At 33.2% G+C, this 13,049-nt stretch carries 9 protein-coding genes; all 9 read right to left on the bottom strand.

All coding sequences use genetic code 11. The features are described 5' to 3' along the window. Positions 1 to 35 precede the first annotated feature (35 nt). The gene (locus tag MHH45_RS17555) at positions 36 to 1,850 is read right to left on the bottom strand and encodes a polysaccharide biosynthesis protein (RefSeq protein WP_016131149.1); all 1,815 of its coding nucleotides are present in this window, start codon (positions 1,848 to 1,850) and stop codon (positions 36 to 38) included. Positions 1,851 to 2,233: 383 nt separating this feature from the next. Next, positions 2,234 to 2,893, bottom strand: a complete 660-nt coding sequence (locus tag MHH45_RS17550) for a CpsD/CapB family tyrosine-protein kinase (RefSeq protein WP_088093743.1) — start codon at positions 2,891 to 2,893, stop codon at positions 2,234 to 2,236. Continuing rightward, entirely contained in the window at positions 2,883 to 3,581 is a 699-nt protein-coding gene (locus MHH45_RS17545) for a YveK family protein (RefSeq protein ID WP_016112648.1), read from the bottom strand. The genes MHH45_RS17550 and MHH45_RS17545 overlap by 11 nt, the downstream gene beginning before the upstream one ends. 1,010 nt (positions 3,582 to 4,591) lie before the next feature. Continuing rightward, a complete protein-coding gene (gene galU, locus MHH45_RS17540; RefSeq protein ID WP_016112649.1) occupies positions 4,592 to 5,473 on the bottom strand; it encodes a UTP--glucose-1-phosphate uridylyltransferase GalU in 882 nt (293 codons plus the stop codon). A gap of 86 nt (positions 5,474 to 5,559) precedes the next feature. Next, positions 5,560 to 7,233, bottom strand: a complete 1,674-nt coding sequence (gene tagH / locus MHH45_RS17535) for a teichoic acids export ABC transporter ATP-binding subunit TagH (protein WP_016112650.1) — start codon at positions 7,231 to 7,233, stop codon at positions 5,560 to 5,562. Positions 7,234 to 7,248: 15 nt separating this feature from the next. Beyond that, on the bottom strand, positions 7,249 to 8,052 hold the full coding sequence (locus MHH45_RS17530; protein WP_016112651.1) for an ABC transporter permease: 804 nt from the start codon (positions 8,050 to 8,052) through the stop codon (positions 7,249 to 7,251). Between the two features lie 2 nt (positions 8,053 to 8,054). Next, a complete protein-coding gene (locus tag MHH45_RS17525) occupies positions 8,055 to 9,254 on the bottom strand; it encodes a CDP-glycerol glycerophosphotransferase family protein (RefSeq protein WP_016132442.1) in 1,200 nt (399 codons plus the stop codon). 46 nt (positions 9,255 to 9,300) lie between these two features. Further along, the gene (locus MHH45_RS17520) at positions 9,301 to 10,308 is read right to left on the bottom strand and encodes an NAD(P)H-dependent glycerol-3-phosphate dehydrogenase (protein ID WP_016112653.1); all 1,008 of its coding nucleotides are present in this window, start codon (positions 10,306 to 10,308) and stop codon (positions 9,301 to 9,303) included. A gap of 133 nt (positions 10,309 to 10,441) precedes the next feature. Next, the gene (locus MHH45_RS17515; RefSeq protein WP_080119020.1) at positions 10,442 to 12,946 is read right to left on the bottom strand and encodes a glycosyltransferase; all 2,505 of its coding nucleotides are present in this window, start codon (positions 12,944 to 12,946) and stop codon (positions 10,442 to 10,444) included. Positions 12,947 to 13,049: the final 103 nt, after the last annotated feature.

Genomic DNA, 13,049 nt, shown 5'->3' with positions numbered 1-13,049 from the left:
AATACGTATCTAAACGCACGTATTCAAATCGACATTCACACTATATTTTGCGAAGCTATACGGTTATTTGCCAATGTCAATACCTGTTCTCTCAATTCTAATTTCTCAAGATTAGGGTATGTTCGAATAATTTCTTCAATTTCTTTTATATAAAGATTTGATGTTTTACCTATGTAAATTTTAGGATGGATTTGTTGCTCATGCACTTCTTCTTTTTTCAACAATTCTTCAAAAAGCTTCTCTCCAGGTCTCATTCCGGTGAACTTTATTTGTATCTCATCTAACGAATTGCCTGATAATGTGATTAAGTTTTTCGCAAGGTCCACTATTTTGACAGGATCACCCATATCCAAAATGAATATCTCCCCACCTTTAGCTAATGCCCCGGCCTGTATTACAAGTTTAGATGCTTCTGGAATTGTCATAAAGTAACGAATCATTTTTGGATCAGTGACAGTCACTGGTCCTCCTTGCTTAATTTGCTTTTTGAACAGTGGTATAACACTACCACGGCTTCCTAATACATTTCCAAATCGTACAGCCACAAATTTCGTACTACTTGTTTTGTCTAAGTTCTGGATTACCATTTCAGCAAGCCTTTTGGTCGCTCCCATTACACTCGTAGGATTCACAGCTTTATCTGTAGAAATCATTACAAACGTCTCGACTCCATGCCAACTTGCTGCTGTTGCTACGTTTGTTGTCCCGATCAAATTATTTTTTATCGCTTCTTCAGGATTACGTTCCATTAAGGGTACATGCTTATGTGCAGCAGCATGATAAACAACTTGAGGATGATATTGACTCATGACTGACATCATTTTCATATCATCCTGTACATCAGCAATTTCTGTAGTAAAGATAATATCGGTGTCACCGTATAGCTCTTTTAATTCCATTTCAATGGAATAGATACTATTTTCACCATGACCTAATAAAATCAATTGTTTTGGGTTAAAATGTGCGATTTGACGACAAATTTCAGACCCAATTGAGCCACCTGCACCAGTTACTAAAATAACTTTATTAGTTATAAAATCGGAAATACTTTCAATATCTAATTCAACCGGCTCACGCCCTAATAAATCTTCTACCTGAACATCACGAAATTCATTTACTGAAACCTTTCCAGTCACTAAATCCTCTAACATCGGAAGAATTTGTGTTTTCATTTTTGTCTTAGAACACTCTTGGAAAATCATATTTAATTCTTTCTTACTAAGTGAAGGAATTGCTATTATGATACTGTCGATGCCCAATTTCTGAACAGTAGATTCAATGCGATTCACTCCTCCGACCACTGGTATTCCTAGTATATCCAGTCCGTGTTTCTTTATATTGTCATCAATAAAAGCAACTGGTAGTAATTCTGTTTCATTATTATTCAACAACTGCCGTACAACCATTGTACCTGCAGAACCTGCACCAATAATTAGCGTTCTTTTTTTATTGTCACCCTTTTGGATATAAGCATCTCGGAACATCCGCCATAAAAAACGTGATCCTCCGATCAATAAAACATGGATCATCCAAGTGACAACAAGTAGACGGAAATAAATATCATGGAGTAATATTTTTTGTACTACTGCTGTTGTGATAATAGAAAGCGTAACTGCTTTCAAAATAATGAGTAGTTCGCCTATACTTGCATACTCCCATGCTTTTTTATATAGCTTATAAATAAAAGAAAAAATATGATGGCTAAGAAGCAAGGTCATCGCACTTGCTACAATAGGCAATGTTATAACGTGGAAATCAGCACTTACTAAAAAGCGACTAAAGAAAATCGTGGTTAATACAATTAAGGAATCTACTAAAATTAATAGAAACAATCTTTGATGATACGTCATAATAGGCCCCTCTCTCAATTTTTTGCAACTAATATTTTTATCTATATATCTAACTAAAGATTTAAGGAAGGAAATAAATGACTAACTAATACAAAGTTCCTGTCTACAAGATCCTTCAAAAAGACTTTCTAGACAGAAACTTCAAATAAATACGGGCATTTAACCCTCCCTCACATCACGCTCTTGACGACTAACGTCTAAGGTGTTTTAACCCACAGCATAATCGAGTGCCTCCATTGATAGCGGTAAGGAGACATCACCGTACCATATACTTTTTTTTAGGTAACCTTTCATTCTCTAGCGAAGAATGTCCTTCCTCCTTACCCTATGAGCTAAAAAGTACTGCATGAGCATCGCCCGCATAACTGATTTGAATAAATCTCTTATACCTTTTTATTCAAAATAGCTCCTAGAAACCTACTGTTGCTTAAACCTAACACTTTTTCTGCTTCAACTACCGCTTCACTAGCAGTTTGATTGCAACTTAATACCAACAATACGCCATCACACTGACTAGCTAGTATACTCGTGTCTGTTACTTCCAGAAGAGGTGAAGAGTCAAATAAAATGACGTCATATTGTTCTATTACTTTGTTAATTAAATCTTGCATGGATGGTAAGCTAAGCAGCTCAGCTGGATTGTTAACTTCAGAACCACTTGTTAAAACATGTACATTTTTGATTTCCGTCTGAATTACCGCCTTCTCTAGCGTTGCTTTTCCCTCTAGGATATTTGTTAATCCCGATCTATTTTCTATTCCAAAAATTTTATGTAGTTCTGAAGTTCTTAAATCCGCATCAATGACTAAGACCCTTTCATCCTGCTGAGCCATAGAAACCGCCAAATTTGCCACAGTAATGGTTTTCCCTTCCCCATATCCAGGAGAAGTAATTATTATAGTTCTTTTTTTATCTGCTTCAGATACAAACTGAAGATTAGTACGAATTGTTCGATATTCCTCAGCAACCTTCGAATTCGGAGCTGTATGCGCAATTAAATTACTATTATCAAGAGGACGACTTTGTTTTTTATTAAGAATCAAATGTTTTTCCTCCTACCATTACACTTTCTTTCTTACTGTTTTTATCTACTATATTATTTTTTTTCATTTGGGAAACACTTCCTAAAACAGGGATCGGTAGTAACTTTTCAATATCACGTTCCGATTTAATTGTTTCATCAAGAGAATCCAATAAGAAAACGATTCCTATACTCAATATAAATGCGGCAGCCATGGCCAGCTCTATCGTACCTGCATGATTTAAGTTTATTGGCGAAGGGTTTCCTTGGGCGTTTGCTTCTGTTAAGATACGAACACTTCCGAAATTCATAACAGATTTTGCTTCTTCTTTATAAACATTTGCTGTAACATTAGCAATTTGGGCAGCCTGCACTGGATTAGTATCTATAGCTGTTATAGTGACAATCTGTGATTCTTCCACCTTTCCAACACTTATCTGTCCGCTTAATGCACCTGCTGATTTTTTCAAATTTAGTTGCTGAGCTACTTTCTCTAAAACAACAGGTTCTTTAATCATCACTTTAAGTGTACCCATTGCTTCAGGATTTGCCGGAATAAGGATCCTTGCGGAAGATGAATATAAAGGCGTTTTCATAAAAAAACTGTATATCCCACCAACTAATCCGGCCAATATTGTGATTACTGCAATAATCCAAAACCTTCTTTTTATAACATTAAACAAGCTTTTTAAATTTATTTCCTTCTCCATACTTCCCCTCCACTATTATTTAATTGATTAAAAATGAAGTTAAATATATATTGAACAACATCATTTAATTCACATCTGAATATATTTACAAATCACCATCCGAATATACACATTTCCACTTGCTCAAAGATGTACAAAATCACTCCTAGTTTTTATTACAATGACTGACCCTAAAGCATGAATACATCCTCAAAAATTCCTTTATAGTGTTACATTATTTCATGTAACACTACAAAGGAATTAGTGTTAGTATCCTTCACATAGAACATTGCACAGTCTTTTAAACAAAGCCTTACTCTGTAAGGTTTTAACTATATACCTATGTATATTTACTTTTCATAGTCAGGGGAAATCAATCAAAATTATACATATTTATCCTAGCGTTAACACGTATATTTAAATTTAAATTAACATTTATATATTCAATGTAATTTAATGCAAGATAAGAAAATTGAACTTTTCAAGTATAGATTTGATTAACAAAACAAACGTTTCGTTTCATTAATCATAATATACTCATGTATTATTCATTTTAGTTCTTGATAATACCCCCGTCAATATAAATTTATACGTCCGATTCACTCTCTACCTAGAATATCCCATTCAATTATCTTCATATAAATTCACACATAATCTCATAAATAATTATTTCAAGGAAGTAAAGATCGTATAGTCATATGCATATTATCCAATTAAATTCTTGTGACAGTATCTATATGTCCAACAACCGCTTATAAAAGAGTTTAAAAACAATTGTTGAATTATAGGGTTGAGGTCCTCTTATTAAAAAATGAAGCAAAATAGTAGCATACTATAAGTAGCCGATAACCATTTATAAATAAATGAAACAATATTATCCTCTTTTGACGATTAATGAAAGAGAAATAACATTAGAAAGTCCCATTCCAAAACTAACATAGACTTAACTTTTCCCCAACATATTGGCTGAAATCTACAAAAAACTTATTTCTAATGAAATAGACTTAAGTTCTTTTTTGTATCGTTAAGGCTTAGTTACAAACCATTTCGCTTTCCACTAACTTTTTCATATAATCTAATAGCTCTTTCTTTAACTCTTCATGTTGTAGCGCCATTTCAACAGTTGTTTGAATGAATCCAAGCTTTTCTCCGACATCATAGCGTTTTCCTTCGAAATCATATGCAAATACACGTTGAATTTCATTTAAACGCTGAATCGCATCTGTTAACTGAATTTCTCCGCCTGCCCCTGTTTGTTGATTTTCTAAGAACATAAAGATTTCTGGCGTTAACACGTAACGTCCCATAATCGCTAAATTAGATGGTGCTGTTCCTTTAGCAGGTTTTTCAACAAATTTACTCACTTGATAACTGCGATCCTTTCGCTCTAACGGATCAATAATACCATAGCGATGCGTTTCATTCTCTGGAACAGTTTGAACACCAATTACCGATGATTGTGTATTCTCATATTGATTCATTAATTGGCGTAAGCACGGCGTATCCGCTTGAACAATATCATCACCAAGTAGTACCGCAAATGGCTCATTTCCAATAAATTTACGAGCACACCAAACAGCATGTCCTAAACCTTTAGGCTCTTTTTGGCGAATATAATGAATATTGATCTTTGAAGATTCTTGTACTTTTTCAAGAGTTTCATACTTTCCTTTTGATAATAAGTTTTGCTCTAATTCAAAGGAATGATCGAAATGATCTTCAATCGCACGTTTTCCTTTTCCTGTTACGATAATAATATCTTCAATTCCAGACGCAATTGCCTCTTCCACGATATATTGAATTGTTGGTTTATCAACAATTGGTAACATTTCTTTTGGCATTGCTTTTGTTGCTGGTAGGAAGCGAGTCCCTAATCCAGCTGCTGGAATAATAGCTTTTCTTACTTTTTTCAATGATATTCCTCCTAGTATTATATAATTTTTTTATATTTACTTGATTGAACAATTAACAAACACACTTATTATAACAATAATTTTCCTCATTTTAACAGATCGGAGATGGATATTTGCTCAATTGTTGAACCATTAGAAGCAAACTTAAAATCAAACTTATCAGATCGATAAATTAATAAAGAACTATCTTCGTTTTTCAATTGTGCTTCACCCAATTGTTCTAACAACGTTGCCTTCAATATATTTACGTTCTTAAGACTTACCTGTTTAACAGTCAATTGATTATTATATAAAACATCAATTTCTTTATATTTTGTTAGTACTCCTTCTGGTATTTTTTCTTCATTTTGAGGAATACCTATTATACTAGTTACATCCTCTTTACGCTTACCTAGAAAAGTAAGAGCTTGTTCCAGATTTTGAGAAGTACCTTCTAATTTTTTTATTTTATTTACAACATCCTCATAAGATAATGCCTGAGTAAATGGAATTGAGCTTACTATCTCTTCACTAACCCATCCTTCTTCCCCATTATCATAAATAGTCTTCAACCAATTGACCCCAGATTTTTCATCTTTTTTCTGATCCTTTACCACAAAAGGTGTTCCAAATACCATAGTAGCAATTGCTTGTCCCTCTAACGCTGGCACACTTCTCACACGAGCTTTAGCAGAACTTACATACCGAACATCTAAATCAGCTAATGGATTCTTCTCTTGTTTAACAACTTTTGCATGTCTAGATTGTTCTTTCTTTTGTTCTTTAGCGTGTAAAGGAGAAAGGATATTATCCCTTTGCCAATAAGCCAATCCACTTATAGTTGTAATTAGTAATACACCAATTAAGCCAGCAATATACTTACGTTTGATTCGATTATTCTTACTGTGAACATGCGCTCCACTTAATCTAGGTGCATAATTGGAAGCTTCTTTTGGAACCTCTTTTGAAGCAATATTTACCTCTGCCAACCCTTTTCCTGCCTGTTTCTCCATTGCTTCTTTTTTGAAGTTTTGCTGCTCTTCTTTACTCATTTCCTTATATTCTTTTAAGAAACTTTCATACTTCGGCATTACTTCCTCAATAGGACCATAGTCTCTAATTTCACCGTATTCAAGCCATAGAGCCTTTGTACAGAATTTTTTCACTTGTCCTAAAGAATGGCTAACAAAAAATATTGTTTTTCCTTGTTCTTTAAATTCATTCATACGGTTTAAGCATTTATCGGCAAATGTTTGATCACCTACTGATAAAGCTTCATCAATTACGAGTACATCTGGATTAATACTAACTGAAATCGCGAATCCTAAACGCGATTTCATCCCGCTAGAATATTTTTTTACTGGCATATCAATAAACTTACCTATATCAGCAAAATCAATAATTTCAGGTGTTAACTTTTCAATTTGTGCTTTACTCATTCCCATCATTAAGCATTTAAGCTCAATGTTTTCTCTACCTGACAATTGATTATTAAGACCAGCTGCGATTGCAATAAGTGCGACTTTCCCTTTTATGTCGATACTTCCAATTGTAGGCGGTGTAATTCCAGCAATCAAATTAGACATTGTAGATTTTCCAGAACCATTTACCCCAACAATACCAATAACATCGCCTTTTTGAGCCTCAAATGTTAAGTTTCTTAATGCATAAAAGTCTTCACCAAATCCTCCAGGATACAGAATATCCTTTAATTTCTCAGAGTTTTTGCTATGCATTTTATATTTTTTTGTTACATTATGAAACCTCACTGATTCATTCATTTTTTACAACCCTCATCATAGATAATCTGCAAAGTGCTTTCTAAATTTTACATGTAGCGTTGCACCAATTAACAACGTAACAAGGACAAACGACCAAAAATATAATGCATAATTTAGATCTTGATAAAACCAGCTTGTTCCTAGTAAGGAAGCCCGATATCCATCTACAATATAGCAAAATGGATTTAACTGCATAATTTTTTGAAGAAACGATGGTAATTTCTCAGGTGTCCATAATATAGGCGTTAAGTATAGCAACATTCGCATAATTGATTGAACAATCATTTGAACATCTCTCACAATTGTTGCTAACGTTGACGTAATTAAGGAGAGTGAAAATATTAACATAAGGGTAGCAAACATATAATAAACAAGCTGAATATAATGAATAGAAATACCTTGACCCGTTACTAAAAATAAAATTGTCACAATACCAATAAGTATCAAATGCTGATACAGATTAGACATAATTACAAAGCTTGGGATAACACTCATTGGAAAACTCATCTTCGAAATCATATTTAACCTTGTATAAATAGACTTAGATGCTTGTAGCATTGCTGGTTGTACAAAAAACCATACAACAAGCCCTGCAGATAACCAATAAACAAATGGTACTCCATTTACTCCTTGACCACCCCGAATCCCAAAGCCGAATACAAACCAATAAATACTCATCTGTATGAGAGGATTCAAAACTTCCCACGCAAGTCCTAAATAATTATTATTATTTGTACTTTTTACTTGATAAATAGATAAACGTTTAATTAAATACAGACTATTTATCTGTTCTTTTAATACCATAATCATTGAGTTCATCTTTACTGTGCCTCTCCGAAGAATATTTTCTCTACTACTCGTTTAGAAGCAAAACCATCTTCTAAATAACAATAATTATTATAGAAGGTATTATATTTCCCTGCAAATTCACCTAAACCTAGAGTTTCGAATCTTAATATTTCCTCAAGCACTTCTTCCGTATTCATCACAACTGGACCAGGAGCTTCTGTCTCTAAGTCAAAATAAAAACCTCTTAACTTATCACGATACGAGTCAATATCATACGTGTAGAAAATGATTGGTCGTTTCAAATTCGCATAGTCAAAAAAGACTGAAGAGTAATCTGTAATTAACAAGTCAGATAGTAAATACAGATCATTTATATCGACATGCTTAGAGAAATCATACACAAACCCTTTATACGGTTCTAAATCAAACTGTTCTGCAACTAAGTAATGCATACGTAACAAAATAATATAGTCTGAACCTAATTGTTTCTGCAAAAGATTTAAATCTAATTGTAAATCTAATTTATATCGACCTTTACTATAAAACTGATCGTCTCGCCACGTTGGGGCATATAAAATAATTTTTTTATCTATAGGTAATCCATTCTGTTTCTTTAATGTATCGATTGCCTTAGAATTATTATTTACATATAAGAAATCGTTACGAGGATATCCTGCTTCAACAACAGTTTTTTGAAATTGAAAAGCCCTCTTAAATATTTCAGTCGAATATACATTAGGGGAAAGTAAATAATCCCAGTTTTGTGCTTCACGATGAAAGCTGTCCTTATACTTTTCAGTTGTTGTACCTGGCATATGAACTTCTTTCATATCACCCGCTAATTTCTTAAGAGGTGTACCGTGCCAAGTTTGTATATAAATAGTATGCCTTGGCTTAGGAAGCCAAAGCGGCATTCTACTATTCGTTACCCAATACTGCGCGCGTGCCAATAAAATAAACCAACGAATTGAAAATTTTTTTACATATGGGATATTTCCTTTGTCAAACTGCGCTGTGTAATTTTTATTTACACTCCAAACCATTTGAAAGTCCATGTCATTTTGTAACATGTATTCATACATAGCTCGTGGATTACAACTATATTGTTTTCCGGAATAACTCTCAAATAAAATTAACTTCTTTTTGGGAGGCAAACAACTACAGAAAAGAAATACTGCCTTACATAGTTTTTTTACAATACGGTGATTTTTTATTCTTCTTATAAATCCCATGTTATTTACACACCTTCTAATTCAGTCGCTTCATACTTACGATACATTAACGCGAAACCTCACCTTTTCCCGTTCTTCCCATTAATGCGTCTACTTCTTCTTTTGCATTTTTTCCATTAAATAAAACATTATATATCGCAGTCGTAATCGGCATTTCAATACTCATTTTTTCAGCTAAATGATATGCTGCCTCAGCTGTACGAACACCTTCTACCACCATGCCCATATTCTCTAATACTTCTTCTAGATTATGACCCTTACCAAGTAAATTTCCAGCTCGCCAATTGCGACTATGAACACTTGTACAAGTCACAATTAAATCACCGACACCTGTTAATCCCGCAAAAGTAAGCGGATTTGCTCCCATCTCACACCCTAATCGTGTAATTTCCGTTAGTCCCCTGGAAATTAACGCTGCCTTCGCATTATCTCCGTAACCAAGACCATCTGAAATTCCTGCACCAAGGGCAATAATGTTTTTTAGTGCCCCACCTAATTCAACACCAATCACATCTCGATTTGTATAAACACGGAAATTTGTATTCATAAATAGCTTTTGTGTTTTTTCAGCAGCCTGTAGATGATATGACGCAGCAGTTACAGTAGTAGGATGACGAAGACTCACCTCTTCTGCATGGCTTGGCCCTGAAAGAACAACAACACTTTCTATTAACTCTTTCGGCATCTCTTCTTCAATCATTTCCGAGATACGTTTAAATGATCCCGGTTCAATTCCTTTACTCGCGTGGATAACGGTTATTGGTTGTTTTAAGACGTTCTTTAATTGTTGCATTACATTACGAATCGCTTTCGTTGGGACAACTAATAATACAGTATCTATCCCATCTATTGCTTCCTCTAGGGATTCATACCCTTTTATTTTTTCAGAAAGCTGAATCCCCGGTAAATATGCTTCATTCGTATGCTTTTCATTAATTTCATGGATTTGTTCCGCCTTATTCCCCCAAATCCTTACTTCATGCCCGTTATCTGCAAGAACCATAGATAACGCTGTTCCCCAGCTTCCTGCACCTATGACTGTAATCTTTTTCAAAACAATCCCCCTCTTACCACCTTAAAAACGTTAGAAACATCACTATTTACGTAAGAAGCTAAGTGATTTATATTGTAAATCACTTAGCTTCCACACTTCATTATTCCATTACATTTTTCACTTTGATTACATCCTATTTCTCTTCAAGAGCGCATACTTCATCGTAAAACATTTCAAAAGCATGCTCATTATACTTTTGAAAATCAAATTCTTTAAAAGAAGTTTGGTTTAATATAAACTTCTGCAATCCAATTACCAGACCAGCTATATTATTTTCAACTAACTCCCCATAACCATCTTCTAAAATACTTCTTGATCCTGCAATATCAGTAGCAACAATTGGTTTACCCAGTATTAAAGCCTCTAACAATACCATTGGTTGTCCCTCGTGGTTAGATGAGAGAACAAAACAATCACATTGGTTAATAAGTAAGAATGGATTACTCATTTGGCCAGTAAAAAACACCTTACCCTCTAAATTCTTTGCCCTCACTAAATTCCCTAACTCTTCTTTTAAAACTCCATCTCCAATAATATACAGTTTAACGTTGTCATAAAGCTCTGCGACTTTTGAAAAAGCATGTATTAGCTTTTTTTGGTCCTTTTCAGGAGATAATCTTCCCATATTAACAAAGTTAATATCCTCTTTATTTGGCATTTCAATTCCTTTAATTTCAAGTCTACCGTTCTCATGGATATTTTCTTTTAATAAATATTCTTTACCTTCGAATTTATATATGTCACCTTCTTCAATCTGCTTAAGTACCTTATTAGGATCGATAGCATTATGGACATAAACACCTTGTTTTAGCGTAATATAATCTTTTAAATTTTTCCTATTCAAGTTTCTTGTATGCTCTGCAACAGCTACTATCTTATCAAACTCTTTGTAGAGAGGAAAAATGATATTTAAATTAGCTTTATGTTTAAATTTCCCATTAATTTTTTTAGAGTATTCAGCCCACATATCGTTATGTTGATAAATACTTCTCTTTTTAAAATCTCCAAATGCAAACAACAGCGTCCAAAATGGAACATATCCACTAAAATCAATGACTATATCAAATTCTGCATTTCCAAATAACCTTGAAACTTCACGTTTATATAGTTGCTTTGGTAACGCCTTCTGAGCTTTTTCATTCTTTAATCCCATTTTCATAACATAATTATTTTGATAGGACTCTTTTAAAGTCGTATTTAAACTACCTACTCGATAAAACTTTTTCACATTTGGATTAATTTGTAGAAAATTATCCCTTGAAATTGAATCATGTTTCCCTTTATCAATAACTGCCACATTATATCTTGAGTAATCAATATTATTTAAAAGGTTTATGACTGATGTAGTAATTCCATTATTCAAAAATCCGCCACAATACATCAGGATATTTTTCTTATTTTCATTTGTAACTTTATATACATTAGCTGTGTGCTTTCCTCTGAAAATAATGTCAATTGCTCTTTCTGTAGCATTCCCATCGTCATGATAGCAATATTTTTTCAACGTTTCTTGATATTTAACACTGTAATCATTTTTTACACTATCAATATTTTCAATACTATGAATAACTTCGTCTACCGTATGGCATATTGGACCTGGCATATCTTCTAATTGAACGTATAAACCTCGTTGTTCTTCATACTCTTTCTTATCATACGCTAAGAAAATGATCGGTTTTTCTGTTACCATGTAATCAAAGAATATACTAGAATAATCTGTCACTAAAACATCTACTATTGACATCAACTCATTAGGATCTACCCAATCTGGTATACAAATTTCTCGTAAACTTTCGTCATCTTTAATAAATTTATATGTCAATGTATGGACTTTTAACAGAAGTTGATAATCACTAGGTATTTGGGAATACATTTTTTTGACAATATTATTAATTTCATCCTTAATATTATTTACCTGGTTTACTCCGCCTCTCCAGGTCGGTGCATATAAAACTATTTTTTTCGTTTCATCAATTTCTACAAATTCTTTTAAATATCCCTTCACTTCTTCTGGACTTACTTGTAGAGTAAGGTCAATTCTAGGATAACCTTCATCAACAACATAACCACTGTATAGTCCTTCTAAATCATGTGAATTTACAATAGTATCTGCAGTAAATTTATTAGGATTTAATATATAGTCACAATGCATAAAGTTTCTTTGAATATTTTTATGTTGTCCTATTTCTCCCTTCATATCTTTCCCTAATGTTTTAATAGGCGTTCCATGCCATGTATTCACATAGATTTGCCCTTCTTTTTTCTGGAAATAAGGTGGAAATGTCGTATTGTTAATTAAATATTTCGCCGTTGTTAAATATTTCAAATACTCTTCACTATGAACTTTAACAAACTTAACATTTTTTTTATTTTCATAACGTTTAGCATAAAAATTATTTCCATCATTCAATGCCCAAACATGTGTATAATCCTTATACTCTGGATTATCGATAATTTTTTTAAAAATTGCGTATGGACTATCTGTCATACCTTTACCATGGAAAGATTCATATAATATAACTTTCTCATCCAAGTCTAATTTCACATAAAAATCCGTATACCTAACAGTTCTCTTAAACCCTTGGTCATTCGAATATTTTTTCAGTGGACCTGATAAAAAATTAATACGATTTTTCATTCTGTTGATCTTCTTCTTGATTTGCAATATTAAAACCTCTCTTTAATTCATTTATAAAGCATACTTCCTATAAACAAACCTTGTGCCTTTCTTTCGAACTCAT

The sequence above is a fragment of the Bacillus sp. FSL K6-0042 genome, assembly GCF_038006685.1.
Taxonomy (GTDB): domain Bacteria; phylum Bacillota; class Bacilli; order Bacillales; family Bacillaceae_G; genus Bacillus_A; species Bacillus_A pseudomycoides.
This window is presented reverse-complemented; position numbering and strand designations above follow the sequence as displayed.

What these genes read in the sequence shown, in the direction of transcription:
- MHH45_RS17515 (WP_080119020.1), bottom strand. Translation starts at nt 12,946, where the DNA reads ATGAAAAATCGTATTAATTTTTTATCAGGTCCACTGAAAAAATATTCG.
- MHH45_RS17545 (WP_016112648.1), bottom strand. Translation starts at nt 3,581, where the DNA reads ATGGAGAAGGAAATAAATTTAAAAAGCTTGTTTAATGTTATAAAAAGA.
- MHH45_RS17530 (WP_016112651.1), bottom strand. Translation starts at nt 8,052, where the DNA reads ATGAACTCAATGATTATGGTATTAAAAGAACAGATAAATAGTCTGTAT.
- MHH45_RS17525 (WP_016132442.1), bottom strand. Translation starts at nt 9,254, where the DNA reads ATGGGATTTATAAGAAGAATAAAAAATCACCGTATTGTAAAAAAACTA.
- MHH45_RS17555 (WP_016131149.1), bottom strand. Translation starts at nt 1,850, where the DNA reads ATGACGTATCATCAAAGATTGTTTCTATTAATTTTAGTAGATTCCTTA.
- tagH (WP_016112650.1), bottom strand. Translation starts at nt 7,233, where the DNA reads ATGAATGAATCAGTGAGGTTTCATAATGTAACAAAAAAATATAAAATG.